Genomic DNA, 25,247 nt, shown 5'->3' with positions numbered 1-25,247 from the left:
CTATGTGCGGCACGGGCGCATCGTCAGCCTGTCGTCGGTCGGCAGCAAGGAAAGGTCGTAGAGCGGTAGGGATTTACCCTCGGTTCACAGCGATTTGCCGCCTTTTACCCCCTTTATCTCGAAATAAGATATTTCTTATCCCGCTTATCGCATTGCTGCATAGAAGCAAGCTGTCGACACTGTACGCACAACATCACATTGCCTCTCGGAGACAACCATGCGTACTCAAGTCGGCATCGTCGGCGCGGGCCCGGCCGGGCTTCTTCTTTCTCATCTGCTGCATCTGCGCGGTATCGAATCGGTCGTGCTCGAGGCGCGCAGCCAGAACGACATCGAATCGACGATCCGTGCCGGCGTGCTCGAACAGGGCACGATGGACACCCTCAATCAGGCCGGCCTGGGCGCACGGATGCAGGCTGAAGGCGCGTTACACCACGGCTTCGAGCTGGCTTTCGAGGGTCAGCGCCGCCGCATTGCGCTGACCGAGCTGACCGGCCATTCGATCACGGTCTACGCGCAGCACGAAGTCATCAAGGATCTGGTGGCGGCGCGGCTGGCCGCGAACGGCGCGCTCAAGTTCAATGTGTCGGACGTCTCACTGCACGACTTCCACGAAGGCAGCGACCGCAAGCCGCGCATCGCGTATCGGCACGAGGGCCGCGACGAAACGCTCGAATGCGACTTCATTGTCGGCTGCGACGGCTCGCAAGGTGTTTCGCGTCAATCGATTCCCGAAGCGGTGCGGCAGGATTATCAGCGCATCTATCCGTTCGGCTGGTTCGGCATTCTGGTTGAAGCGCCGCCCTCCTCGGACGAACTCATCTACGCGCGTCACGACCGGGGCTTCGCGCTCATCAGCACGCGCTCGCCGGGCGTGCAGCGCATGTACTTCCAGTGCGACCCGAAAGATACCGTCGATGCCTGGTCCGACGATCGCATCTGGGCCGAACTGCACGCGCGCGTCGATACCGCCGATGGCTGGCAGATCACCGAAGGCCGGATCTTCCAGAAGAACATTGTCGGCATGCGGAGTTTCGTGTCCACGCCGATGCAGTCCGGCAAGCTGTTCCTCGCCGGCGACGCCGCTCACATCGTGCCGCCGACGGGCGCGAAAGGCCTGAATCTGGCAGTGTCGGACGTGCGTGTGCTGAATGCCGCGCTCCTCGATTTCTACAAGGAAGGCAGCGGCGAGAAACTGGCGCAGTACACGGAAACCGCACTCAAGCGAGTCTGGCGCGCCGAGCACTTCTCCTGGTGGATGACGCGCATGCTGCACAAGCTCGATGACACCTCGCCGTTTGAACAGCGCCTGCAGGTCGCGGAACTGGAACACGTGACGACCTCGCGCGCGGCCGCCATCGCGCTTGCCGAAAACTACGTGGGCAGCGTCGCGGTTTAAGCATCTGCGCCTGCATGGCGCCTGACGGCGCCATGCGGAGGCACCTCACAGCACCGCGACCACGCGGACATCACCCTCGACCGACGGAATCACCTGCCCGCCGACGCGCCGGAACGTGATCGTCACGTTCTTTTCGCCGAGCCGCAGATCCCCGATTTCCAGCCAGTCGATGCCCTCGGGCAATTGCGGACGATCGATGCGCACTTCGTTCTTCACCGCATCCACCGATACGCCCAGACACGCTTCCAGGATCATGAACGGTGTACCGGCTGCCCAAGCCTGCGGCAGACACGCGACCGGATACGCAATCGGCCGTTCGCCACGCTGGCGCGTAAAGCCGCAAAACAGCTCGGGCAGGCGCATGTCGAAGGTGACGGCCGCCTCGAACAGCGCCTGCAGCAGGCCGACCGCCGCGCCGCGATCGCCGTAGCGGGCCAGACCGCGCGCACACAGGGCCGTGTCATGCGGCCAGACCGAGCCGTTGTGATACGACATCGGATTGAAGCGCGGCTGTCCCGCCGCCAGCGTGCGCACGCCCCAGCCGGTGTGGAACAGCGTGGATTCGAGCTGACGTGCAACCGCTTCGCCGCGTGTCCGGTCGACGAGATCGAAGGCCAGCAAATGCCCCGCATTCGATGACAGCACACGGCACAGCTCGCCCTTGCCGTCCAGCGCAATGCCGTAGAAATCCATCTCCGGCATCCAGAACATTTCCTCCACCCGCTCGCGGATGTGACGCGCACGGCGTTCGAACTCGCTGGCCCGCTCTTCGTCGCCCCGTTCGCGTGCGAGACGCGCCATGGTGGAAAACGCCGTCGATGCATAACCCTGCACCTCGACGAGTGCGATTGGACCAATGGGGAACTTGCCGTCCGCGTGAAACACGGAATCCTGGCTGTCCTTCCAGCCCTGGTTGGCAAGACCGTGTTCGGAGGCACGCTGATAGTCGAGCAGGCCCCATGGATTCTTGTCGCAGTGGCGCGCCACCCAATCAGCCGCGAGTTGCAGCGCAGGCCAGATTTCGTCGAGCAATGCGCGGTCGCCGGTGCGCTCCGCGTAGGCGCCCGCCAGCACGATGAACAGCGGCGTGCTGTCCACGCCACCGTAGTAAAGCGCGAACGGCACTTCGCCGGTGGCGGCCATCTCGCTCTTGCGCGTCTCGTGCATGATCTTGCCGATTTCGGCGTCGCGGAACGCCGAATCTTCGCGGGCCTGGTGTGCCGCCAGGAAACGCAACACGCCGCGCGCGAGTGTGGGATGCAGCCAGAGCATCTGCAGCGACGTGATGATGGCGTCGCGTCCGAAGGCCGTGGAAAACCATGGAATGCCGGCGTACGGATACGGACCGGTCTCGAGATCCGTGGTCAGCAAGCCAAGATCCGCCAGGGAACGGTCGATCCATTCGCTGAAGAGCGGATTGCTCGAACGCACGCGTGCGCTGGCCCGACGCCGGTCGCGCATGCGCCGGTGCGCCTCGACGAGCGCTTCGCGGATGGCCGGCCGGCCCGATTCGGGCTCGCACTCCGCGGCTTCGGCTGCGTTGCGCTTGCTCTCCTCGCTGGCGTCGCTCAATGCCCGGGTGACGGCCGTCACGGACAGATACACCGAGATGGCCGTCTCCGACTGGATATGCAGCGCGTAATCGGCACGCGAGGGCGACAGCACGTCCGGCGCGGGCGTGAACTGGATGCGCGCGGTGCGCTCCACTTCGTCCAGACCGACGTAGCACAGCACGACCTCGCCGTTTTCCACCACGGGCGGACGCAGGCTGCCGCGCTTGCCGCGCTTCGCGCCGCGCACCTCGAACATGTCCAGGAAATCCGCCTTGAACGAAATGGACAGCGGCACCGTGGACGGCTCCGTGCCGTAGTTGGTGAGTACGATGCTTTCGTGCAGCACGTGCCCGGACAACACGCGCTTGCGCTCGACGTGAATCACGCCTTCCGGCGTGCGCGCGCCGCCGATGGGCGGTAATGGCCGGTTCGTCAGATGCGCGGTGAATACGGCGTTGTCGCTCGATACGCTGCCAGAAAGCAGCGAAGGAGCGCGGCCGCCAAAAGTCAGGACGAGTTCGGACAGCACCCGCGTGTCGTTGACGAACAGACCGTCGTCGCCGCCGCGGATGTCGCCGTTGGCGTCGTACACGGCGAACGTGTTGCCCGACTTCAGCACGAACTGGCGCTCGCTCGGCATGTTGGAATGCTCGGTGGGAATGAACGCCTCGTCCGTGGCGGCGGGCTTCAATTGCGCCTCCGTCTGCTGCTGTTGTTGCTGTTGTTGCTGCTGTTGGCCGAGGTCCTGCTTCTGTTCCTGATTAGTCATTGCACCTTCCTGAAAGTGATCTGAAGGGTGTTCGTGAACTACGATTGAATGCACCCGAAGTGGCGGCGCATATGCCGAACGCTCGTACGCACGGCACCTGCATGCACCAGGTAAAGCGCTTACCCGCTATCATCGACGGTTTTTCGACTCCACCAGGCCTGACGGGTTCTCCGCGCGCAATGTCATTTCCGCATATTGATCTACTCTATTCCGCCTCGGGCCTCGCGGTGGGCTTCCTGGTCGGACTGACGGGCGTGGGCGGCGGTTCGCTGATGACGCCGCTCCTCGTCCTTCTGTTCGGCATTCACCCGGCGACGGCCGTGGGCACCGACCTGCTCTACGCTGCCGCCACCAAAAGCGCCGGCACACTGGTACACGGCCTCAAGGGCTCCGTGGACTGGCGCATCACCGGCCGGCTCGCGGCGGGCAGCGTGCCCGCGGCCGCCATCACGCTCTACTTCCTGCACGCGCACGGCATAGGCTCGCCGGATACCGCACGCCTCATTCAGGTAATTCTTGGCAGCGCACTGCTGATCACCGCTGTTTCACTCATCTTCCGCCCGCAACTCGCGCGCCTCGCTTATCAAAAGGGCCGCAACCGCCCCGAGCAGCCGGCGCGCACGGTTGCCTGGACCGTCTTCACCGGCGCCGTGCTCGGCGTGCTGGTTTCGATCACCTCCGTGGGCGCAGGCGCGATTGGCGTGACCGTGCTCTTGCTGCTGTACCCGCGGCTCGCGACCGTACGCATTGTGGGCTCGGACGTGGCCCATGCCGTGCCTCTGACGCTGATTGCCGGTGCGGGCCACTGGATGCTCGGTTCAGTGGACTGGTCCCTGCTCGCCTCGCTCCTCGTGGGCTCCATTCCAGGTATTGCCGTGGGCAGCATGCTCTCCTCGAAGGCGCCCGAAGCCCTGTTGCGACACGTGCTCGCCGCCACGCTGCTGCTCGTGGGAGTCAAGCTCGTTTTCAGTTGATGTTAGTCACGTCGCATGATGGTTTCCAGTCGGCCAAAAGACATAAGCCGATTCTGACCCTGCCGCACCCCGGCCCCACCTGATTCTGGATTCGTCCTAGGCCATTCGGCCAGCTTTCATACGGCCGGCCAATGCGGCATCATGGCCGCTCCATCGACCGCCAGGTAATACGGGCGTCTGGCGTGCGTCATCGGGCGCGTGCCGTGTCTTCACGAGGAGTCAGGCGATGAATCAGAACGACCATCCGCAAAAAGCGCTTTCTGGCGAGCATGCATCCTTGAGCAACGAAGGCTCGGCCAGTGACGCTCCCGCGGACCCCGCGCGGCGCAGGCTGCTGGCGGCGGGCGTCGCGGGTGTCAGTTTCGCGGGGCTGACGCTCAGTGGATGCAACCTGTTCGAACAGAAACCGTCGACACCGAAGACAGCGGCAGACCTCGCGCTCGACCGCACCCTTGCGGCCCAGGTCAGGAACATCGTGGTGATCTATGCGGAGAACCGCAGCTTCACCAACCTCTACGGTAATTTTCCGGGCGTTCAATACCCGCTCTCGGGCGTGCCCGCGTCGCATTACACCCAGCTCGACCGCGACGGCGTCACGCCCATGGCCTCGTTGCCGAAGATCTGGGGCGGTCTCGTCCCGCAGGCGCAGGAAGTGGACGGCGTGCGTTACGCCATTACCGAGCAGCAGATCACCGGCTTGCGCAACGGGCCGTTCCAGATTCCCGATGCCCACGGCGCGCCGCTGCCCAATTCCGTCATCACGCGGGATCTCGTGCACCGGTTCTATCAGAACCAGATGCAAATCAACGCCGGACGCAACAATCAATTCGCGGCGTGGGGGGATTCCGGCGGCCTCGTCATGGGTCATTATCAGAACTCACCGGACACCCTGAAGCTCTGGGGACTCGCGCAGCAATACACCTTGTGCGACAACTTCTTCATGTCGGCATTCGGCGGGTCATGGCTGAACCACATCTTCCTGATCTCGGCTCAGCCGCCCTTCTACACAGATGCCAGCACTGGCCCGGCAGCCAAGCTGCTCGCCGTGGTCGAAGGCGACGACCCCACGGGTTCGCGCCTGAAGCTCGCGCCGAATTCGCCTGTGTCGGCCCTCGAAGGCCCGCCGAAGTTCGTCCGCGACGGCGCCCTGACCGCCGACGGTTACGCGGTCAACACCATGTTCCCGCCGTTCCAGCCGAGCAATGTGCCCCCGCCACCCGGTGGCGATCCGAGCCTGGCGGACCGGGCCAACGCGCTCGTGCTGCCGCCTCAGACTTACGCGAACATCGGCGACCGGCTGTCCGCGAAGAACGTCGATTGGGCGTGGTATAGCGGTGCATGGCAGTACGCGCTGGACCATCGCGACACCGGCGCGGTGCCGGATTTTCAGTATCACCATCAGCCCTTCAACTACTTCGCCAACTACGCACCCGGCACGGCCGCGCGCGCCCAACATCTGCGCGACGCCGGCCTTGGCGACGACCCGTCCACGAACAAGCTGCTGGCCGACATCGACGCCGGCCGCCTACCCACCGTCACGTTCTACAAGCCGCAGGGCAATCTCAATATGCACGCGGGCTATGCGGACGTTGCGTCGGGCGACCGCCACATTTCGAATGTGATCGAACATATCCAGCGCGGGCCGCAGTGGCAGAACACCGTCATCATCGTTACCGTGGATGAAAACGGCGGATGGTGGGATCACGTGTCCCCGCCGAAGGGCGACCGCTGGGGGCCCGGCTCGCGCATTCCAGCCCTGGTGATCTCGCCCTTCGCGAGGAAAGGCCATGTCGATCACACCGTGCACGACACCAACTCGATCCTGCGCTTCATCTCACGGGTGCATGATCTTGAACCGCTCGAAGGTGTCAACAGACGGGACTGGGCGATGGCCGAACGCGGGCAGGCGCCGCTCGGCGACCTGACCACCGCGCTCGACCTGACCTAGCGTCGGGCATGTGCCGCTAGCCGCGCTCAACCCACGCGCGCGCGGCTATCTCGATCAGATAGCCGTAGTGCAGCGCGCCCACCGGCACCACGGCGCGCGCCGGCTTCCACGCGCCGAAATGGCGGGCGTAGATCTCGTTGAACGCCTTCCAGTGCTCGACGCCGGCAAGGTACACCGTCACCTCGATACAGTCGTCGAGGCCCGCGCCCGCCGCTTCCAGCACGGTACGCAGATTGGCGAGCGTCTGTTCAGCCTGCTCTTCGAACGGGCGATCGCCGGTATGCGTGCCGTCCGGGCGCACGGGCAACTGGCCTGAGACGCAAACGAGATTGCCCGCCCGCGTCGCGTGGCTGTAATGGCCCGCAGGAATGGGCAGGCCAGGGGCGTTGATGAGTTCGATCGGTGGCATGGCTGTTCTGTCGAATGACGTTGATGAGGAGGAAAGCGCCGCTCGACGAAAACCCGTTGTCGGCGATCGAAGAGCAATCCAGGCGCGTCGGATTCTTGATCTGGAGTCAAGTTTGATTTGAAACTATCACTGTTTTTGCGAAAGTCGAAGCGGTTCATACTCGCTTCATCGAACCTGAATCATCCACTGGAGCAAGAACATGAACATTTTCATTACGGGTGCTGGCGGTTTCATCGGCGGTTCAATCGCCGCCGGGCTCGCGCGTGACGGACATCGCGTCCGCGGACTCATCCGTCGCGCCGAACAGGCCGGCGACCTGAAGCAACTCGGCATCGAGCCGGTCATCGGCAGTCTGGACGACGTCGCGTTGCTCGCCGCCGAAGCCCAGGCAGCCGACGCCGTCATCAACGCCGCAAGCAGCGACCATCGCAGCGCGGTCGAAACGCTCCTTGGCGCGCTCGAAGGCTCGAACAAGCCGTTGCTGCATACGAGCGGCTCCAGCATCGTCGGGGACGCGTCGGGCGGCGAAGCGTCGGAGCGGATCTACGCGGAAGACGATCTGCCCGAACCGACGCAGGACAAGGCGCCGCGCGTGGCCATCGACCGTCTCGTGCTCGACGCCGCCCGCCGCGGCGTGCGCTCGGCGGTATTGTGCAACACGCTGATCTACGGCCATGGCGTGGTGCCGGGTGCATGCAGCGTCCAGTTGCCGCGCCTGGAGAGACAGGCGCGGACAAGCGGCGTCGTGCGCCACGTCGGCCGGGGCCTGAATATCTGGTCGAACGTGCATATCGACGATGTCGTGGAAGCCTACCGGCTCGCGCTCGTGAAGGCGCCCGCCGGCACGTTCTATTTCGTTGAAAGCGGCGAAGCGCAGTTCCGCGACATGACGACCGCGATGGCTCGCGCGCTCGAACTGCGCGGCCCGGAAGACTGGCCGCTGGAAGAAGCAATCAAGGAATGGGGCTATGAAATGGCCTCTTACGGCCTCGGCTCGAACAGCCGCGTGCGCAGCCAGCGCATCCGTGAAACGCTCGGCTGGCAGCCCAGGCGGACGTCCGTGATCGAGTGGATCGAAAACGAACTCGTCACTAAACCGGCGTAAGCACGGCCCACCGCACATGAGCAGCACCGCGCGGCAAACTGGCTTGACCAATTTGCCGCGCAGGCAGAGGGCAACACCTTATTTCAGCGCGCTCGAATAACGCTCGACATCCGCTTGGGGCATGCCGGATTTCTCCGCCGATTCACGAATCTGCCGCCACGTGGTCGGATCGACGGCAATGCCCTTCGCGCCACATTCCGCGCGACGCGCTTCTTCCGCATCGCCCGGCGCCAGGATCTCAGCCACGCCCTCGGCACGCGGCGAAGCCTTCATCCAGGCAAGAAACGCTTCCGCTTCCTGCTGCGCGGCGGGCGCGTCGAACGCGTTCGGGTCGAGAATCACCGAGGTCATGCAATTCATGATCGCGCTCGTCTTCTCCAGCGTGCTTTCATGTGTCGTGTAACCGCCCGACAGCGCCCCGCCGAAAATCTCGCACAGCGCGGCCAGCCCCGAGCCCTTGTGCAGCCCGAACGCAGTCAGCGTACCGAAGGGCTCCTCGTGCATGACCTTCGGTTCGATGGTCGGATGCCCTTCATGGTCGAGCAGCATGCCCGGCGCGACCTTCACCCCCTTGTTGTACGCGACGCGCGTCTTGCCGTACGCAATGCCGGCCGTCGCGAAGTCGAGCACCAGCGGCGCTTTGCCATCGCGCGGATAAGCCGCGCAGAACGGATTCGTACCAAAACGGCTGTCGATCCCGCCGAACGGCGCCACCAGCGGATCGCCCGCGACGTTCACGAAATGGAACGACACCAGGCCGGCCTTCGCGCACTGTTCCGCCCAGTGACCGATCCGTCCGATGTGATGCGCATTGCGCAGACCGACCGCGCACACGCCCAGTTTCCTGGCGCGCTCGATGCCAAGTTCCATCGCCTCATAGGCGACGACCTGGCCAAAGCCCTTGCGGCCGTCGATGCTCAATACCGCGCCGGCATCGCGCACGATTTCGGCGTGCGTGTTGAGTTGCAATTGCCCTTCGCCGAGCGATGCGACATAGCGCGGAATCATGCCGATGCCATGCGAATCGTGCCCCGACAGGTTCGACATCACGAGGTGGTCCGCGATCAGTTCGGCCTCGCGCGGCGCGCTGCCGGCGTGGGTCCAGATGGCGCGGACATAGGCGTGAAGCGTGTCGGCGGCAATGCGCCGCTCCGGGGCGTTTGTGCTGGGCGTGGAAGATGCGTTCATTGCGACACTCGTCTCCATGATGATTGGCTTGCGCGTCCAGCGTCGGGACGCGTGCAGGCCTATCACTTTACCGACGATCAACTGGCCTTACCAGTTTGAATTCGCGGTTTTCCGCGAGCGGCCGAAAAAAAGCCCGGACGAGCCGGGCTACACTCAACCATCTTGCAAGGCCGTCTACGTCAAGGCGCCAGCGCGATCACTTCCGCCACCGACGCCGTCAGCTTCTTCGCGTAAGGCACATGAAGAAATTCGTTCGGTCCATGCGCGTTCGACTTCGGACCTAGCACGCCGCACACCATGAATTGCGAGCGCGGAAAGCCTTCCTTCAGCGTGTTCATCAACGGAATCGTGCCGCCCTGCCCGATAAAGGCCACATCCGCGCCGAAATGCCGCCGTGACGCGTCGTTCAGCGAACCGGCGAGCCAGGGCGCGAGGTCGGGCGCATTCCAGCCTGTCGCCGCTCCGGCTTCCGGCTTGAATGTCACCCGGGCGTTGTAGGGCGGATCGAGTTCGAGCAGCGACTTCAGTTGCGCGACCGCCGCCGTCGCTTCGACGAGCGGCGGCAGGCGCAGCGACAACTTGAACGCCGTGCGCGGCGCCAGCACGTTGCCGGCATCGGCGAGCGCGGGCAGGCCGGCCGCGCCTGTCACGGTCAGCGAAGGACGCCAGGTGGAATTGAGCAGCGCCTCGTGCGGGTCCGTGGTGGTCGGCAGGACACTGCCGCCGTCCTGACCGCAGCTCCACGGCAGCTTTTTCCAGACATCGTCGCCGAGAATATTGGCGGTGACCGCGGCTTCGCGCTGCCGCAGCACCGGAATCTCGCAATGAAAATTCTTCGGCAGGAGATCGCCGGTGCTCGCGTCTTCGAGGCGCTCGAACAGCTGCCGCATGATGCGGAACGTCGACGGCGCAATCCCGCCGTAGCCGCCTGAATGAATGCCTTCGTCGAGCACCTGCACCTCGAGGTCGCCGCTGACCAGACCGCGCAGCGATGTGGTCAGCCACAGCTGATCGTAGTTGCCCGCGCCCGAGTCCAGACAGATCACCAGACCGACCTCGCCGAGCCGGTCGCGCAATGCATCGATGTAGGGCAGCAGGTCGTAGCTGCCCGACTCCTCGCAGGTCTCGATGATGCCCACGCAGCGCGGTCGCTCCACGCCTTGCGCATCCAGGGCCGCGAGCGCCGTGATGCTGGCGTAGGTGGCGTAGCCGTCGTCGGCGCCGCCGCGGCCATAGAGCTTGTCGTTCTCGAGTTTCGGCGTCCAGGGGCCGAGGTCATTGCGCCAGCCTTCGAATTCCGGCTGCTTGTCGAGGTGGCCGTAGAGCACCACGGTTTCCGTGCTTCCCGAACGGGTCGCGGGCGCCTCGAAGAAGATGACCGGCGTGCGTCCGGCCAGGCGCACGATCTCGACCTTGAGCCCTTTGACCGGCTGCGTCTTCACCCAGTCCACCGCGTCCGTCACCACGCGCTCAATGAAGCCGTGGCGCGCCCAGTCGGTGTCGAACATCGGGCTTTTTGCAGGAATCGCGATGTAATCAGTCAGCGCCGGAACGATCTCGTCGTTCCATTTGCGCTCCACAAAATCGCGCAGCGCAGCGGAGTCCAGCCGCACCGCCTCGTCGTGTTGCATGCCGCCGCCGGTAGTCATGAGCGTGTGTCCATTGAAGCAAAAATCTCATGATAGACGGGATTCACGCCAGACTCGAATTGCGAATCATTGCTCATACAATTTGTTTGACTGCGCTCAACGCAGGGGCGCCTGCGTTCCGGCAACATCCTCACGGCCCAGCCGATACCACCACGCGCGTCACAGCCGGATCGGCGTCGATTGCCTGTTCGGTGAACGGAAAACGCGACCAGCGCTTCGCCGCGAATGCGCGGGTCGCGTCGCCGGAGTGAGGCGATGCCGGATCGTCCGATTCCGAGTGCGACAGCATCGTGTCTGCTTCCACGCCATCCGTGCCGTCCGCGCCGAACGTCACGACCTGGACATAGCTGTCGCCCTGCCCGTTCGGATCCATCGGATAGCCTTTCGCGTCCAGCGGCCGCCGCGCGCACACGACCGTGAAATATCCCGCCTCGTCACATCCGCCGTAGAGCGGCACGCGCGCACCCTGGCGCGTCGTGTAGAGCATGTCGCCGCGCCGCGAATCGAGCGCGAAGCCGTTCAGTCTGAGCGCCAGCGCCGCCCCGCCCAGCGCCTGACGCAGATCCTGCAGCACGGCCGGATTGTCGACGTTGAAATCTGCCGGCGTCGCAAGCGGTTTGTCGGGATCGAAACCCGATGCATATAGCCGCTCGGGCGCAATGCGCGTGATGCGCATCCAGAACTCGTCCCACAGGTTGGCGCCGCGCGCATCGATATCCGCCGTCCCGTTCCATTGGCGCAGCACTTCGCAGGCATCGTGCAGGTTGGAGAGCGCATCGTTGACGGTGCAGATGGCATCGAGCAGCGGCTTGCGGAACAGCCGTTCGGACATCGAGTGAGTCTCGAGCACGGCTGTTTCCAGCGCGTCGCGCGTCACGCCGCCTCGCTCGCGTTGCAGGCGCGCGGCGAGCAGATGGCCATAACGCGTACGCAGCGATTGCTCGACGCGCGTGGCCCCCGCGACACGCGGATAGCCCGTCAACGGCGCGTTGGCATTGGTGAGCCAGTAGCTGTCGTTGAAGTTGCCGACATAGTCGCCGCGCACGGTGTTCGGCAATTGCCCGACGGGCAGCGCGCCCGCTTGCGCACTGGCCGGATCCACACGCCACGCGCAGGCGCTCTTGGCGCCGTCGAGGAACGGCACGCCCGGCACGCGCCCCGCGAACGCACGGCCGGCGGGCGTCGTGCAAGTTTCCAGGAGGTCGTCAGGAACATCAGGAATCGGGCCGATATCGGCAAACCACACGCGCGCATCGCCGCGACCGATCGCGAAGGTGTTGACCCACGGCATGCCGGCGTAGCGTTTCTGGATCGCGATGAAGTCGTTCAGCGAACGCGCCTGGTTCCACGCGAAAAAGTTCTGGAAGGCACGCAGGTTGTCGGCGTTGACGTCGGCGAGCGCGTAGGCGCGCTGCGCGTTCCAGCCGAGACCCGCCGCCTGCGCAGACAGATCGACGACCGGACCATAGCGCGTCTTGTACAGCGTGCGCGAGACCGTCTCGTAGGAACCGTCGGGGCGCCGCGCCCGCACCGTGAGCGGCACGGGCGTCATGGTCTCGCTCTGGCCATCGACGAGATAGCGCGTCGGATCAGCCGGATCCAGCGCGAGCTGGAAGATGCCGAAGCGCCGCGCGCTCGACACCGTATGCGTCCACGCGACGTTCTCGTTGAAACCGAGCACGATCAGCGGCACGCCGAGAAACGACACGCCCGCGACGTTCACCTTGCCGGCAATCGTCAGCTGCGCCTGATAGAAACGGTCCGGTCCGCGCCAGAACCAGTGCGGATTGCCGAACAGGATGCTGCGTCCGTCGTTCGTCACCGGCGCGCCGAACGCGAGCGCATTACTGCCGATGCCAGGCGTGTCGCCGATTGCAAAACGCAGCGTGTCCGCTGTCTGCTCCGGCGCGTCGAGTGTGCCGCGCGGCGCGGTCGCGGCGGCAGTCGGCGGATGGGCCGTCGCGATCGGCGTGATGAAGCGCACCGAGCCGCCCGCCAGATTGGCCGCGATCAGACGCCGGTAGATATCGTCCGCGTCGATCTTCCCCAGCCAGGGCTTGCCCCGGCACGCCGCGTGCGCGTCCGGCGAACGGCCGGCATCGAGATCGGCGAGATAGCGGTTGTAGCCGCTGGCGAAACCATCGATCAGATTGCGCAGGTCGGCCGGCTGCGCCGCGCGAAAGCGGTCGAGGTTCGCCTGCTCGCCGATCAGCCTGAAGAAGAAGTCCGAGTCGATGTTGCGCGGCTGACCAAAGGTCGCAGGCGCTGTCGGACGCGCATCCGCACCGAAGAAGGCGGACCGTTCGCCGCGATAGGTGACGAAGGCATCGGCGAGCGTGCAGAGGTTATCCTCCGCCTGTGCATAGCCAAAGCCGAAACCCAGGCTGCCCCAGTCGGCGGCGCGGATGTGTGGAATGCCGTCGCGGGTGCGGCGAATTTCGGCGCTCCACGTTCCTTGCGCGGTCTGTGCGGAGGGGGAAGCGACATCTGAGGATGACGGTGCATACGCGCAACCGGCCAGCAAGGCGCTCGCGAGCACACCGGAGATGACGAGGCTGATGGTCTGATTCATCGCGCGAGTCCTTCGGTCCAGTCAGCGTGAAACCATGAAGCCGAGACGATGGGCGAGCCACCGTCCGCGCGCAGTATCGCATCGGGTGCGAAGCCTGCACCGCCAAAGTCTAGCCGCTCGCAGTTGTCTCGCGAAGCGGTGGTGCCCCTGACCCATTCATCCTGCCGATGACCCAAACCGACGATCCACGCCCCACACCGCCCGAACACCCGCTGCCAGGCGATTGCTGTCAAAGCGGCTGCAACCCGTGCGTGTTCGATCTTTATGACGAAGCGCTGGCGCGCTATCGGTCGGAGTTGGCGGCGTGGGAAGCGCGTCATGATCCGGACGCCGGCTAACGAGACTCGAAAGCGGCTTTCGTCCGCCGATCCAAGCAGTTCCGCGCGCCCGGCGCTATGCTGATGTCCCCTGTCGGCCGGAGCCGATTCCGGTTGCCTGGAAGCAGTCGAAATCCAATCTCAAGGAGCACCGCCCCATGTCTCTCACGATGTATCGCGCATCGATTCCCGTCTTCATCCGCGGCCTCGAAGTGTGCGCGGATCTGCTCGCCAAAGGCGCCGCCTTCGCGGACCAGAAAGGTCTTGTCCACGCCGATGTGATCAACGCCCGCCTCGCCCCCGACATGCTGCCGCTCGTCGCGCAGATTCAGCGCGCCAGTGATACCGCCAAGCTTTCGGCGGCGCGCCTGTCAGGCGTCGAGGCGCCGCGTTTCGAGGACGACGAGGACAGCTTCGCGTCGCTGCAGGCGCGCATCGAGAAGACGATTGCGTATCTGAAGAGCATCGACAAGTCCACGCTCGTCGACAGCGAAGAACGCACGGTCACGCTGAAGTTTCCGGACTTTTCGCCGTCGTTTTCCGGCGTCGACTATCTGCTCGGCTTCGGGCTGCCGAATTTCTATTTCCACGTCGTCACGACGCACGACATCCTGCGCCATCTCGGCGCGCCGATCGGCAAACGGGATTTCCTCGGCCCGCTCAAGTAAGACTCAAGCAAAACGCCGGGCGATGCGGGACGAAACAGTCCCGCTCACCCCTGCCGCGCCGCGATCTGCTTGCGCCAGCCGGACAGAATGCGGCGCGCGAGCGCGTCGTAGTCGCCGCCGAAGTGGTGGTCGCCCGGCAGCTTCACCACGTCGATGCCCGTCTTCGTCAGATCCGGGCACAGCGTGTCTTCTTCCTTCTCGCCGTAGATGCATTGCACCATCGCCGGCGGCACCTTGTTCAACTCTGGCCGCACTTTCAGCGCCTTGTCGCTTGCCGGCATGCCGAGCCAGCCCGTCACGCGAATCTGGAAATCGGCGGCGGGCGAGAAGCCCATCAGCGAGATGTACGACACTTGCTCGCGCACCGTGTCCGGCAGACGGTTGTAGGCGAACGGCATGACATCGGCGCCGAACGAATAGCCCAGCAGCGCCACGTGGCTCGTATGCCAGCGCGCGTTGTAGAAGCGAATCACGCGGGCGAGGTCGTTGGCCGTCTGCTGCGGCGTTTTCTCGCTCCAGAAGTACCGCAGCGAATCGATGCCGATCACCGACACGCCGTCACGCTGCAACGCAAGCGCCATGGTCTTGTCGAGATCGCGCCAGCCGCCGTCGCCGGAAATCACGATGGCGAGCAGATCGGTCGGCTTGTCGGCGCGCAGTTCGATCAGCGGCAGATCGGAAACATCGCCGTCTGCGACCGGCTCGGCCTTCTTCAGATGCGGCGCGGTCATCGCGACCAGCGCGTCGGCCTTCGAGTGACCCGGCTGCGGCGCCGCCGCGCGCTCCAGAAACCCCGGCAAACCCTTGGCGTGGATGATGGTGGGGTCCGGCGGACACGGATCGAAACGGGCGTCGAGCTGGGCATCGGCGCCGAGCGACACCGCGCCTGCCACGGTATTGTCCGGCGCCTGACGCAGCGAACTCTCCGCGAGCGCCGCGCCCTGGCCGGTGCCTGCGAGGATCGGCGAATAGTAGTGGTTCGTCTGCACGGTGCGCTCGAGCTGATGGCTCATGTTCTCCGCATCGCCGACGAGGTTGTGACACTCCTTCTCGCTTTTGTCCGCCTTCACCTGCGCCGCGTATTTCAGCGTATCGACGCCGATCACCATTGCGCCTTTCGCGGCGAGGGCGTCGGCGACCTGCTGGTCGGACGGACTCCAGCCGCTCTTCTCCGAAAACAGCACGACGAAACCTGTCATGTCGCCGGTGGGTTTCGTCAACATCACCTGGCCGTAGCGGCCGCCGGGAATCGATTCGGCGGCATGCGCCGCGCCCAGCCAGGAAACAGCACACACGGCGGCGGTCGCGAAGGCCGCCGCTTTCTTGCAAAGGAATGTCATGAACGCCAGCCGCCCGCGAGAAGCGAGAGATCCGCCAAAGTGAAAAATACGCCGACCGAACCGGACGCCGCCAAGTAACGCGGCTCCCAGCGCGGCTGGAACTTGCTCTTGAATCCGCGCAGGCCGCGGAAGTTATAGAAACGCCCGCCGAAGCGCCAGACCAGGCCGGCGAAGCGGTGCCAGTGCGACGCGAGCGGCGTCGGCTCCATGCCCGACAGCGGCGCGATGCCCAGCGACAGCGACTTGAAACCCGTTTCCTTCAGATGCAGCGCGAGCTTCGTGAAGAGATATTCCATCGCGTACGAAGACGCCGCGTCGACATGGCGCATCACGCCGACGGTCGCTTCCGTGTTCATGTCGGTGGTCATGAAGGTGACGAAAGCGACCGGCTCGCCCTGCTGCCGGACCAGCAATACCGACTGCGCCGACAGATAGTCCTCCGTGAACGCCGCTACCGAGAAACTCTTCTCGCGCGCGGAACGGCTGTCGAGCCAGTCATCGGAGATGGCGCGGAGCATCGGCAGACTTTCGACGATCCGGTCCGGTCCGATGACCTCGGTATCGAAACCATCGCGCTCGCCGCGCTTGAGCGCATAGCGCAGATGCGAGCGGTGCGAGCCCTTCAGGTCGAAGTCCGCCAGCGCGACATGCGCTTCCTCGCCGAGCTTCATCAGCGTCAGGCCGGCATCGAGATACAGCGGCAGCGCGTCGGCGCGCACCTGATAGAACGCGGCGCGGCCGTTGTGCGCATGCGCCAGTTCCACGAACTTGCGGATCAGTTCCGCCCACTCGCGGCGCGGACCGACCGGATCATGCAACGCGGCCCACGTGCGGCCGTGCTTCGCGTACATCAGGAAGGCTTCGCGCGACTCCGAAAACAGGAAACTCTTGTCGCCCATCATCGCGAGGCCGGCGTCGCTGCGCTCCTGCGCGCGGAAGATGCGCGCGGCATCGGCGAGATCCTGCGGCGCGGGCTTCACGAAACGGCCCGCCGCCGGACGCAGCAGCTGCCACACGGCGAACACCGTGCCGAACACGGCCGCGGCGAGCGTCGCGCGCAGCGCACGCGGGGCGCGTTCGTCGAACGCGAACTGCCACCAGAGGTCGCCGCTGTACGGCACGTCGCGAAACGCGAAGAACATGATCCAGAACGCGAAGGCCATCACGACGCCGATCGAGATCAGCCAGGTTGCCGTGAAACGCTCGGCAAACAGCGACGAACGGCGATTGAAGCGTTCGCGCGTCAAAACCAGCAGCACGATGAGGAAGGCCAGCACGCCCACTTCGACGAATGCGAGACCCTTCGCCAGCGACAGCGCCAGGTTGGCGACCGCGAGGCCCAGCGCGAGCCACCAGGCGGCGTCAAGCCGGCGCAGCAGGCCGCGCGCGACGAACAGCAGCAGCACGCCGAGCACCGAGCCGAGCAACTGCGAGCTTTCCAGCACCCACAGCGGCACGATGGTTTGCAGCAGCGCGATGCGCATCTTGAAGGCCGGCGTCGCGCCGGAGATGACGAGCATGGTGCCGGCCGCGAACGTGACGATCGACAGGAACACCGGCGCCAGCTGCGACACGTGATGCGGGCTCAGGAAGCCGAAGCGGCCTTTCAGCGCGCGGCCTTCGAAGGCGGCCATCACGCCGGCCGAGAGGATCAGCGGCAGGCCGAAGTAGATCGCGCGGTACGCGAGCAGCGCCGCGACCACGTCGGGCGTCTGCGCGCTGCCGCCGAGCGCGAAGACCATCGCCGCCTCGAACACGCCGACGCCGCCCGGCGTATGACCGATCATGCCGAGCAGCATCGCGGCAGAGAAGACCGTCATGAAATCGAAGAAACCGACGTGCGGATTCGGCAGCAGCGCCCAGAGCGCGAGGCCCGCGCCGAAGACATCGACGACGGCCAGTGCTGCCTGCGCGACGAAATCGCGCCGCGCCGGCACGGTGAACGACAGCCACTTCCAGCGCGACTGCAACGTGCGCGGCGCGCGGCCGCACAGCAGGACCATCGCGACGAACACGGCCAGCAAGGCCGCGCCGGTCACGCGCAGTGCGGCGGGCGGCAGGTGCACGAGGCCGGAGAGCGTGTGCGCGTCGAACAGCATGCCCGCGGCGGCCATGAAGGCCAGCGAGAGCGCTAGTGTGATACTGGTGAACAGGGTGAGCCGGCCGACTTGCGCGGGCGTTACGCCGGATGCGCCATAGACGCGGCAGCGCACCGCGCCGCCCGTCAGCGCGCCGAAGCCGGTCACATTGCCGAGCGCCGAGCCGACCGTCGCGCCGACCCACAGCAGCGAGCGCGGCAGCGTCACGCCGATGTGCCGCAGCCCGACCGCGTCGCGCCCGACGAGCGCGGCGAAGGACAGCGCGGTGGCGAACAGCGCAGCCAGCCAGGCTTGCGGCGTCATCACGCGCAGCGAATGCACGACCGACTTGTAGTCGACCGCGCGCGAAAGATGCTGGAAGACGATCAGGAGCAGCACGCAGATCACGACCGTCAGGACGGGCGCGGCGAGCCGCTGAAGCTGGAAGCCGCCGGAAGTAAGGCCGGACGGGGCGATGGCGCGAAGCCGGGCGAGCAACTTTGTGCGGGACATGCGTTCTATCAGACTGGCTCACGATGCCGGCCGGCGGGAAATCGCCGAGGGCAGCGGTACATCAGGGTTAGCGGGCTTGCGCACCGTACGCGCCATGCGCTCGAAAAACACGCTTTCGGCTCGGGTCGCCCGCGCTCGCGCCATACAAATGGCTTCAGGCAATGAAACGCCTATATAACGGCGACGGTTGACCCGACTTGACGCATATTGGGAAAAGTACGGACTGTAAGGTTTGCGGGTGCTGTTGCAACGGTGCAGGTCTTACTGTTTGTAATTCGAGGCGCCGAACCAAATGAAGAAAAGCCGCTAAGATCGCACCGGCAACGCGAAACTGACTAAAAAAGGGTTTGAATCATATGAAGAGAAAAATAACGCTCCTGTGCGCGGCGCTGAGTGCTTCCCTGTTGAGCGCGTGCGTCGCGACGGACGACAGCCTGCTCCGAACTGTGCCGATCGGGTCCGGCACGTCACAGAGCAAACCTTACGATTTCGTCCGCTGCGTGAAATCGGCATGGGCGCCGATCGGCGGACGCGTGCGTGAATACTCGCCGGGCCCCGATACGCAGGCCATCTCGATTCCGAGCGGCGGTCTGACGAGTCAATCGGTGGTGTTGTTGATCGCGCAGGCGTCGGCGAACAACACCGGCTACACGATCTACGGCGATATCGGCGTGGCGAGCCGCTATGTCGCGGCCACCCACACTTGCGACTGAGCAGCGACCGAGTGCTCCGCGCGGCGGCTCAGGAAGGCTTGCCGTCGCGCATGTCGACGGTCGCCAGATGGGTGCCCACCACCCGTCCGATCAGATAACCGTCCGACGCGCACGCGTTGACGCGCTCCTTGCCGTCCCACTGGATCTTGTACTGGTCGTCCTGCGAGTGGATCGCGGCGGGATCGAACTTGCGCTTCGGCTTGCCGCCGTTGCGCGCGTCTTCTCCGACCATCCGGTTCCAGGTGAGCGCGTAGCCATAGCGGACGCCGTCGGCAAAGGCGTCGTTATCGCACACCTGGCCGGGGGTCTTCGCCTTGACCATCAGGTGATAGCCGTCCGGGCTGCCCACCATGATGCGGCGCTCGCCCGGCGGCAGACTCGGTGCGGGCGGCCGCACCGGCGTGCGCGCGGCCTGGACCGGCGCCGTGCCCGACGCGGGCGCGACGGTATCCGTGCCGTCCTGCTGTGGAAGGGGCGCACACGCGCCGAGAATCAGCACCGCGCTCGCGGCGAACGCCGCACCGGCACCTTGCATTTTCTTGAACGATAGCCTGCGAATCACCTGCGCTGAACCCGTCTCGAATTAGTCCGGGCTCTACCTTACCATCTCGCGATGAATTCCTCGGAACGTTCCGAAACGCGGACGGGCCGCCTCCGAGGCGGCCTTGCGTGACTGCGCCGGGATCAGGACGCCGACGAGGTATTGCTCATCGGCATTTCGATGCCGCGCCGCGCCATTTCGACGATCAGGAAGGTTCGCCGCGTGACATGGAAGCGCGCGAGCAGATCGCTCGAATATTCCTTCGCGGTGTTCTCGCTGATGTTCATCTTGCGCGCGATCGCCTTGTTCGACAGCCCTTGCAGCAGATAACGCAGCGTCTCGGTGAGGCGCGGCGGCAGGTCGAGCGATTCGACCGTTACGCTCGGATGCGGCGTGACGGGCCTCGGGCTGTGACCGCCCTTGCCGAGCACGGTGTTGGGCAGGTAGACGCGGCCGTTGAGAATGGTCTTCAGTGCCTCGCGGAACACGCCGGCGCCCTGCTCGCTGCCTTTGGAAATGAAGCCGCACGCGCCGTTCTTGATGCATTCGAGCACGGTGTCGCGGTCGTCCTGGGCGGACAGCATGATGGTCTGGACTTCGCGCTCTTCCTCGCGGATCCAGTTCAGCAGGTCCATGCCGGTGTCCTGGCCACGCAGATGGTAGTCGAGGAAGATGAGGTCGTAGGTATTGGCCGAAAGCTTGACTTTCGCCTGTTCGAAACCGTCGGCCTCGTCGATTTCGAGCAAGGGCTCATTCGCCAGGATGAGACTTTTCATCGCGCTCCTGGTGAGCCCTTCGTCCTCAACTAGCAATACTGTTTTGAAATAGCCATTTTCCATTGCGACGCTCCGAGAACGGTTCCGATCTTACGCGGGCCTTGGACGACTTCTACCCCCCTTTCGCAGGGATCCATTCGGCAGTCCCCCAAAATCTCTGAACGCCCCTTCCCGTGCCGGGTTGAGCGATAAGCACGTGCGGTCGAAACTGGCGGCATCGAATCAACCCCATCAAATAACGATCAGGAGGATGAGATGTCAAGCCGTCTAGCGCCCAGCGAGAGCGAGTTCGCGTTGTGGCGAATCAAGCGGGCCCGCACCAGCGACGCTTCACGCCGCGTGCTGATCGCTCACAAGGACAAGTCGATCGGCGATTCGCTCGCCGTGCAACTTCGGCTCAAAGGCTTGCAGGTCATCCATTCGCAGGATCTCAAATCCGTCCGCGCGCTGGTCGGCAGCTGGCAGCCGCACGCGCTGCTGCTCGACACCAGCCTCGACAGCGACTCCGGCTATGTCTTCCTGCGCACGCTCCAGATGGATTCGGAGATGACCGGGCGCCTGCTCGTCGCGATGAGCAACGTCTGGCCCGCCGACCCCGTGCAGATGCTCAAGGACGCCGGATTCGACGCGCATTGCCGCCGGCCGTGCGCGACCTGGCGCATCGTCGATATGGTCGAAGCGTTCTTTTCTACGCCGCTCAGGCGTTGATGTTTGTCGGAGGTGTCGCATGAACCCGCTTGCCTGCGTTGCCTGTCTTGTGGCTGGAGGTCTGTTGCCGGCGAACGCCTCGCGCGTGCGGACCTCCGTGGAAGCGCGCGTCAGGCGCCGCCGCCGTCGCATGGGGCCGGGGTCACGCCGGTTGCCATCGCGAGCGACGCCCGTATTTCACTACCTGGCTCGATGACCGCGACGCCCGTTCCGCCCACGCCGCGCGCCGCGAGATTGAAGCCGTCGCTGACGTGCGAGACCGGCTCGACGCATAGATAGCCCGCCCCGGCCGGACAGTGGACGACGACGTGGCTCAAAGCGTCGCCGGCCGCGAGGGTGAGCGTGCGGCCGTGCGCGTAATGGAGCGTCGCGCGGCCGTTCCAGCCGCTCAGATAACGCGTGTAGCCCTGCATCTCGCGTGTGTGCCGGCCGGGCGGCGCTTCGCTGGCCGGTCCGACCGCGATCTCGGCTTCATGGCGCCACAGCGTGCTCGCTTCGACCTCTGCCTCCCGCGCGGCGAAATAAGGATGAAAACCCAGACCGACCGGCATCGGCAGCGATGAACGGTTCAACACGCGCATCGACAGACGCGCGCCCTCTGGCGTGGCCTCGATCAGCTGCACTGCTTCGAACGCCCACGGCCAGCCATGCTCGTCCGCGCGATGCACGAAGCGCAGCACCGCGCAATCCGGCTCGTGCAGTTCCACCTGCCACGCCGCGAACTGGCCGAAGCCATGCAGCGCGTGCGGCATGCCGGGAAACGTCGCCAGCTCGACGGGCGAGCCGTCCGGTCCGGTAAAGCGCGCGTCGCGCACCCGGTTGGAGAACGGCACGAGCGGATAGCTTCCGCCCTTCGGCCACGCGTCGCAGGGCCAGCGGGCTTCCGTCACCGGCGCGAGCCATTCCTGGACGCCGAGTGCATCGGCGGTGACAAAGCGCGTAACGCGCCCGCCGGCCTGTGGCGCGATCTCCAGCGTATGCGGCCCGCTGGAGAGGACGAGCTTCGGCTCGGCCTCGAGTGTCACGACTTCACGCATGTTCGTCACGTTGCTGCTTCGTCGGGAGAAGCCGGCGCGGCGGCGTCGGCATCGGTCACGGTCACTGTTTCTGTTCCTTCACGCGCGACACGAGCTGCGTCGGGCTCACGAACTGCAGCGCGATCAGCACCCAGACCATCGTGATCGCCATGTAGATCATCGCCATGGCGTCGATGGATTGCGGCGCGCGCACGCCTGTGGAAAACACCGCGTAGTACAGCGCGACCACCAGCGTCTGCGTGGTCGGCCCGGCGGTGAAGAACGTGAGTTCGAACATGCCGATGGTGCGCACCAGCACCAGCAGTCCCGCCGCGAGCATCCCCGGCACGAGCAGCGGCAGCAGCACGTAACGAAAATAACGGAATGTGTTCGCACCAAAAATGCGTGCGGCCGATTCCAGATTTGGATCGATCTGCTCGATGAACGGCGTCATCACCAGAATCACGAACGGCAGCGCGGGCACCAGGTTCGCGAGAATCACGCCGGTCAGCGTGCCCGCGAGATGGAACTTGTACATGACCGTGGCCATCGGGATGCCGTAGGTCACGGGCGGCACCATCAGCGGCAGCAGGAACACCAGCATGGCGAAGCGCTTGCCGGGAAACTGCACGCGCGCCAGCGCATAGGCCGCCGGCACACCGAGCACGATGGACAGCAGCACCACCGCGCCCACCACTTCGAGCGTCACGAGCAGCACGCTCGAGAGCTGGAAATCGCTCCACGCCTGCGCATACCAGTGCAGCGTGAAACCCTGCGGCAGCAGCGTGCCGAACCAGCGCGTCGCCACCGAGTTGACGGCGACGGTTGCAATCAGCAGCAGCACATTGAGCAGGAAGAAGCCCATCGTCGCCCAGACGATGCACTTCCAGAGTCGGTCACGCAGGCTAGTCTGCTGTTTCATCGCACGGGTGGCGCCTTGAGTCGGGGCGCCGGCCTGCCAGCCGGACGCCGCGTGGTTATCGGTCGTCATCAGCCCTTGCCTCCGGTCACCGGACCCGTATAGAAGAAACGGCGCGCGCCGAGCATGCCGCCCACCACGAGCAATTGCACGAAGCCCATGACGATCGCGATGGTCGATGCCAGCGCATAGTCATAACTTTCGAACGCGGCTTCCGATGCGGCGATGGAAATGACGCGCGTCGGGCCAGCCGGCGCGCCGAGCAGCACCGCTGACGGAAACACCGAGAACGCCTGCACGAAGGACAGGCACGCGGTCATCGTCAGGCCCGGCAGCAGCAGCGGCAGATAGACCTGGCGAAACTGCTGCCACGGACCCGCGCCGAGCGTGGCGGCCGCGCGCGCGAGCGTCGGGTCGATGCCGGTCACGTAGGACAAGGTCAGCAGGAACGCGAACGGAAAACCCGACACGATCAGCGAGATCAGCACGCCCCAATAGTTGTGCGTGAGGCGCACTTCATCGCCGTACAGGTGCAGCGCCTGCAAGGCCTGCGGAAACCAGCCGTTCGGGCTGAAGTAGGTGAGCATGCCGTCGGCGATCAGCACCGTGCCGAGCGTCACCGGCACGACCAGCAGCGTGGTGACGAACTTCTGCCACGGCGACGTGCGGCGCAACGCGAATGCCACCGGCACCGAGACGCCCACGTTGATGAGCGTCGCCGGCACGGCGAGCTTCAGCGTGACGATGATGGTCGGCCACATCGACGTGTCGGTGAAGAACGTGATGTAGTTGGCCCAGATGCTGCCGCCGTTCATCGGCTGGAACGACAGCATCAGGCCGTAGGCGAACGGGTAGATGAACAGCGCGACGATGAAGAGCAGCGCCGGCGCGACCAGCCAGCCCTTCGGATCGCGCGGCTGTGCAGGCAGCGCGATCATTTTTCTTCTCCGTACACGAGGATCTTCGAGGGCGCCACGCGCAGCGCAATGCGCTCGCCTTCCGTGCATTCGCCCGCGATGCGCGCCCACAGCCGGCCGAACGCCGTCTTCACGATGATGAGCGAATCGCGGCCGCCATACTCGACCACTTCCACATGCGCATCGAAGGCGTTTTCGGTGCCGGGCACCGTGCGCTCCATGTCTTCGGGGCGCAACGCCACCGACACCTGCTTGCTGTCGAAGCCTTCCATCGGCGTGCCGACCAGCTTCACGCCGTTTGCGTTCACGACGACCGCGTCGCCTTGCGTGCCCTCGAGGGTCGCCGCGACGACATTGCGATAGCCCATGAAGCGGGCGACGTGCAGGTTCTTCGGCCGCGAATAAACTTCCTTCGGCGACGCCACCTGCTGCACCACGCCCTCCCTCATCACGACGATGCGATCCGCCATCGACAGCGCCTCGTCCTGATCGTGCGTCACGTAGAGCGTGGCGCGCTCCAGCTTGCCGTGGATGCGGCGGATCTCCGCGCGCATCTCGATGCGCAGCTTGGTGTCGAGGTTCGAGAGCGGTTCGTCCATCAGCACGAGCGGCGGCTCGATGACGATCGCGCGGGCAATGGCCACGCGTTGCTGCTGGCCGCCGGAGAGCTGGCCGGGCAGCTTGGCGTCGTGGCCGATAAGTTGCACGAGTTGCAGCGCGGCCTTGGCGCGCTTCATCGCTTCCGCTTTCGGCACGCCGCGCATCTTGAGGCCGAAGCCGACGTTGTCGAGCACCGACATGTGCGGGAACAGCGCGTAGTTCTGGAAGACCATGCCGAAGCCGCGCTTCTCGGGCGGCAGCACGTCGATTCGCTTGTCGTCGAGCCAGATGCCGCCGCCCGTCAGCGGCTGCAGCCCGGCGATGCAGTTGAGCGCGGTGGACTTGCCGCAACCCGACGGCCCCAGCAGCGCGATGAACTCGCCGCGCTGGATGTTCAGATCGAGGCCTTTCAGTGCGGCGAGCTGTTGCCCTTCCGCGTTGGTGAAGCTGCGCGAGACCGAGTCGAGGCGCAGTTGCTCAAAGGTGTGCTTCATGACGAATTCCTGCCCGTGGATGGGCGCGTGTCTGGTGCAGGCGGCGACGTTCCTTGCAGGGAACGTCGCCGCATCGAGGCC

At 65.1% G+C, this 25,247-nt stretch carries 21 protein-coding genes; 8 read left to right on the top strand and 13 right to left on the bottom strand.

What is annotated here, in order from left to right; translation table 11 throughout:
- Positions 1-217: 217 nt before the first annotated feature.
- Complete coding sequence (locus tag QCE88_RS35685) at positions 218-1,399, top strand: 4-hydroxybenzoate 3-monooxygenase (RefSeq protein WP_309910247.1); 1,182 nt, start codon at positions 218-220, stop codon at positions 1,397-1,399.
- A 45-nt stretch (positions 1,400-1,444) separates the two neighbouring features.
- On the opposite strand, the gene QCE88_RS35680 is transcribed toward QCE88_RS35685, so the two are convergent.
- Complete coding sequence (locus tag QCE88_RS35680; RefSeq protein ID WP_309910245.1) at positions 1,445-3,721, bottom strand: amylo-alpha-1,6-glucosidase; 2,277 nt, start codon at positions 3,719-3,721, stop codon at positions 1,445-1,447.
- Positions 3,722-3,900: 179 nt separating this feature from the next.
- On the opposite strand from QCE88_RS35680, the gene QCE88_RS35675 reads away from it, so the two are divergent.
- Together QCE88_RS35675 and QCE88_RS35670 are read left to right on the top strand one after the other, a co-directional pair.
- Positions 3,901-4,695: a sulfite exporter TauE/SafE family protein gene (locus QCE88_RS35675; RefSeq protein WP_309911021.1), complete on the top strand. Its 795-nt coding sequence runs from the start codon at positions 3,901-3,903 to the stop codon at positions 4,693-4,695.
- A gap of 226 nt (positions 4,696-4,921) precedes the next feature.
- On the top strand, positions 4,922-6,643 hold the full coding sequence (locus QCE88_RS35670) for an acid phosphatase (RefSeq protein ID WP_309910244.1): 1,722 nt from the start codon (positions 4,922-4,924) through the stop codon (positions 6,641-6,643).
- Between the two features lie 16 nt (positions 6,644-6,659).
- Here the strand turns inward: QCE88_RS35670 and QCE88_RS35665 are convergent, their stop codons facing one another.
- Entirely contained in the window at positions 6,660-7,052 is a 393-nt protein-coding gene (locus tag QCE88_RS35665) for a RidA family protein (protein ID WP_309910242.1), read from the bottom strand.
- A 199-nt stretch (positions 7,053-7,251) separates the two neighbouring features.
- Between QCE88_RS35665 and QCE88_RS35660 the strand changes: the two genes are divergently transcribed.
- On the top strand, positions 7,252-8,157 hold the full coding sequence (locus tag QCE88_RS35660; RefSeq protein ID WP_309910241.1) for an NAD-dependent epimerase/dehydratase family protein: 906 nt from the start codon (positions 7,252-7,254) through the stop codon (positions 8,155-8,157).
- Between the two features lie 78 nt (positions 8,158-8,235).
- Here QCE88_RS35660 and QCE88_RS35655 read toward each other — a convergent pair whose 3' ends face one another.
- The 3 genes from QCE88_RS35655 to QCE88_RS35645 all read right to left on the bottom strand — a co-directional run bounded on the left by QCE88_RS35655 (position 8,236) and on the right by QCE88_RS35645 (position 13,566).
- Positions 8,236-9,345, bottom strand: a complete 1,110-nt coding sequence (locus tag QCE88_RS35655; protein WP_309910239.1) for a malate/lactate/ureidoglycolate dehydrogenase — start codon at positions 9,343-9,345, stop codon at positions 8,236-8,238.
- Between the two features lie 179 nt (positions 9,346-9,524).
- Positions 9,525-10,994, bottom strand: coding sequence for a M20 family metallopeptidase (locus tag QCE88_RS35650; protein ID WP_309910237.1), 1,470 nt, complete (start codon positions 10,992-10,994; stop codon positions 9,525-9,527).
- 130 nt (positions 10,995-11,124) lie between these two features.
- The gene (locus QCE88_RS35645; protein WP_309910236.1) at positions 11,125-13,566 is read right to left on the bottom strand and encodes a penicillin acylase family protein; all 2,442 of its coding nucleotides are present in this window, start codon (positions 13,564-13,566) and stop codon (positions 11,125-11,127) included.
- A gap of 167 nt (positions 13,567-13,733) precedes the next feature.
- Between QCE88_RS35645 and QCE88_RS35640 the strand changes: the two genes are divergently transcribed.
- Both QCE88_RS35640 and QCE88_RS35635 read left to right on the top strand, forming a co-directional pair.
- A complete protein-coding gene (locus tag QCE88_RS35640; RefSeq protein WP_309910235.1) occupies positions 13,734-13,904 on the top strand; it encodes an oxidoreductase-like domain-containing protein in 171 nt (56 codons plus the stop codon).
- 137 nt (positions 13,905-14,041) lie between these two features.
- On the top strand, positions 14,042-14,551 hold the full coding sequence (locus tag QCE88_RS35635) for a DUF1993 domain-containing protein (RefSeq protein WP_309910232.1): 510 nt from the start codon (positions 14,042-14,044) through the stop codon (positions 14,549-14,551).
- Between the two features lie 44 nt (positions 14,552-14,595).
- Here the strand turns inward: QCE88_RS35635 and QCE88_RS35630 are convergent, their stop codons facing one another.
- Both QCE88_RS35630 and mprF read right to left on the bottom strand, forming a co-directional pair.
- Positions 14,596-15,891 carry an AcvB/VirJ family lysyl-phosphatidylglycerol hydrolase gene (locus tag QCE88_RS35630; RefSeq protein ID WP_309910230.1) on the bottom strand — a complete coding sequence of 432 codons (1,296 nt, stop codon included), beginning with the start codon at positions 15,889-15,891 and terminating at the stop codon, positions 14,596-14,598.
- Positions 15,888-18,482: a bifunctional lysylphosphatidylglycerol flippase/synthetase MprF gene (gene mprF / locus QCE88_RS35625; RefSeq protein WP_309910228.1), complete on the bottom strand. Its 2,595-nt coding sequence runs from the start codon at positions 18,480-18,482 to the stop codon at positions 15,888-15,890. The genes QCE88_RS35630 and mprF overlap by 4 nt, the downstream gene beginning before the upstream one ends.
- A gap of 500 nt (positions 18,483-18,982) precedes the next feature.
- Between mprF and QCE88_RS35620 the strand changes: the two genes are divergently transcribed.
- Positions 18,983-19,195 carry a hypothetical protein gene (locus tag QCE88_RS35620; protein ID WP_309910227.1) on the top strand — a complete coding sequence of 71 codons (213 nt, stop codon included), beginning with the start codon at positions 18,983-18,985 and terminating at the stop codon, positions 19,193-19,195.
- A gap of 28 nt (positions 19,196-19,223) precedes the next feature.
- Here the strand turns inward: QCE88_RS35620 and QCE88_RS35615 are convergent, their stop codons facing one another.
- Together QCE88_RS35615 and QCE88_RS35610 are read right to left on the bottom strand one after the other, a co-directional pair.
- Positions 19,224-19,730 (bottom strand): hypothetical protein, encoded by a 507-nt coding sequence (locus QCE88_RS35615; RefSeq protein ID WP_309910225.1) that lies wholly within the window; start codon positions 19,728-19,730, stop codon positions 19,224-19,226.
- Between the two features lie 149 nt (positions 19,731-19,879).
- Positions 19,880-20,575, bottom strand: coding sequence for a response regulator transcription factor (locus QCE88_RS35610; protein ID WP_309837991.1), 696 nt, complete (start codon positions 20,573-20,575; stop codon positions 19,880-19,882).
- Positions 20,576-20,767: 192 nt separating this feature from the next.
- On the opposite strand from QCE88_RS35610, the gene QCE88_RS35605 reads away from it, so the two are divergent.
- Positions 20,768-21,220, top strand: coding sequence for a histidine kinase (locus QCE88_RS35605; protein ID WP_309910224.1), 453 nt, complete (start codon positions 20,768-20,770; stop codon positions 21,218-21,220).
- A 110-nt stretch (positions 21,221-21,330) separates the two neighbouring features.
- Here the strand turns inward: QCE88_RS35605 and QCE88_RS35600 are convergent, their stop codons facing one another.
- From QCE88_RS35600 to QCE88_RS35585, 4 genes are all read right to left on the bottom strand, one after another.
- The gene (locus QCE88_RS35600) at positions 21,331-22,257 is read right to left on the bottom strand and encodes an aldose epimerase (protein ID WP_309910222.1); all 927 of its coding nucleotides are present in this window, start codon (positions 22,255-22,257) and stop codon (positions 21,331-21,333) included.
- 61 nt (positions 22,258-22,318) lie between these two features.
- The gene (locus QCE88_RS35595; RefSeq protein ID WP_409018302.1) at positions 22,319-23,158 is read right to left on the bottom strand and encodes an ABC transporter permease; all 840 of its coding nucleotides are present in this window, start codon (positions 23,156-23,158) and stop codon (positions 22,319-22,321) included.
- 68 nt (positions 23,159-23,226) lie between these two features.
- Entirely contained in the window at positions 23,227-24,093 is an 867-nt protein-coding gene (locus tag QCE88_RS35590; RefSeq protein ID WP_309910220.1) for a sugar ABC transporter permease, read from the bottom strand.
- Complete coding sequence (locus tag QCE88_RS35585) at positions 24,090-25,166, bottom strand: ABC transporter ATP-binding protein (RefSeq protein WP_309910218.1); 1,077 nt, start codon at positions 25,164-25,166, stop codon at positions 24,090-24,092. Before QCE88_RS35585 ends, QCE88_RS35590 begins: the two co-directional genes overlap by 4 nt.
- Positions 25,167-25,247: the final 81 nt, after the last annotated feature.

The organism is Caballeronia sp. LZ035, assembly GCF_031451175.1.
Taxonomy (GTDB): domain Bacteria; phylum Pseudomonadota; class Gammaproteobacteria; order Burkholderiales; family Burkholderiaceae; genus Caballeronia.
This window is presented reverse-complemented; position numbering and strand designations above follow the sequence as displayed.

Excerpts from the sequence above, each read along its gene's own strand:
- QCE88_RS35685 (WP_309910247.1), top strand. The coding sequence starts at position 218 with ATGCGTACTCAAGTCGGCATCGTCGGCGCGGGCCCGGCCGGGCTTCTT.
- QCE88_RS35680 (WP_309910245.1), bottom strand. The coding sequence starts at position 3,721 with ATGACTAATCAGGAACAGAAGCAGGACCTCGGCCAACAGCAGCAACAA.
- QCE88_RS35675 (WP_309911021.1), top strand. The coding sequence starts at position 3,901 with ATGTCATTTCCGCATATTGATCTACTCTATTCCGCCTCGGGCCTCGCG.
- QCE88_RS35670 (WP_309910244.1), top strand. The coding sequence starts at position 4,922 with ATGAATCAGAACGACCATCCGCAAAAAGCGCTTTCTGGCGAGCATGCA.
- QCE88_RS35665 (WP_309910242.1), bottom strand. The coding sequence starts at position 7,052 with ATGCCACCGATCGAACTCATCAACGCCCCTGGCCTGCCCATTCCTGCG.
- QCE88_RS35660 (WP_309910241.1), top strand. The coding sequence starts at position 7,252 with ATGAACATTTTCATTACGGGTGCTGGCGGTTTCATCGGCGGTTCAATC.
- QCE88_RS35655 (WP_309910239.1), bottom strand. The coding sequence starts at position 9,345 with ATGAACGCATCTTCCACGCCCAGCACAAACGCCCCGGAGCGGCGCATT.
- QCE88_RS35650 (WP_309910237.1), bottom strand. The coding sequence starts at position 10,994 with ATGACTACCGGCGGCGGCATGCAACACGACGAGGCGGTGCGGCTGGAC.
- QCE88_RS35645 (WP_309910236.1), bottom strand. The coding sequence starts at position 13,566 with ATGAATCAGACCATCAGCCTCGTCATCTCCGGTGTGCTCGCGAGCGCC.
- QCE88_RS35640 (WP_309910235.1), top strand. The coding sequence starts at position 13,734 with ATGACCCAAACCGACGATCCACGCCCCACACCGCCCGAACACCCGCTG.
- QCE88_RS35635 (WP_309910232.1), top strand. The coding sequence starts at position 14,042 with ATGTCTCTCACGATGTATCGCGCATCGATTCCCGTCTTCATCCGCGGC.
- QCE88_RS35630 (WP_309910230.1), bottom strand. The coding sequence starts at position 15,891 with ATGACATTCCTTTGCAAGAAAGCGGCGGCCTTCGCGACCGCCGCCGTG.
- mprF (WP_309910228.1), bottom strand. The coding sequence starts at position 18,482 with ATGTCCCGCACAAAGTTGCTCGCCCGGCTTCGCGCCATCGCCCCGTCC.
- QCE88_RS35615 (WP_309910225.1), bottom strand. The coding sequence starts at position 19,730 with ATGCAAGGTGCCGGTGCGGCGTTCGCCGCGAGCGCGGTGCTGATTCTC.
- QCE88_RS35610 (WP_309837991.1), bottom strand. The coding sequence starts at position 20,575 with ATGGAAAATGGCTATTTCAAAACAGTATTGCTAGTTGAGGACGAAGGG.
- QCE88_RS35605 (WP_309910224.1), top strand. The coding sequence starts at position 20,768 with ATGTCAAGCCGTCTAGCGCCCAGCGAGAGCGAGTTCGCGTTGTGGCGA.
- QCE88_RS35600 (WP_309910222.1), bottom strand. The coding sequence starts at position 22,257 with ATGCGTGAAGTCGTGACACTCGAGGCCGAGCCGAAGCTCGTCCTCTCC.
- QCE88_RS35595 (WP_409018302.1), bottom strand. The coding sequence starts at position 23,158 with ATGAAACAGCAGACTAGCCTGCGTGACCGACTCTGGAAGTGCATCGTC.
- QCE88_RS35590 (WP_309910220.1), bottom strand. The coding sequence starts at position 24,093 with ATGATCGCGCTGCCTGCACAGCCGCGCGATCCGAAGGGCTGGCTGGTC.
- QCE88_RS35585 (WP_309910218.1), bottom strand. The coding sequence starts at position 25,166 with ATGAAGCACACCTTTGAGCAACTGCGCCTCGACTCGGTCTCGCGCAGC.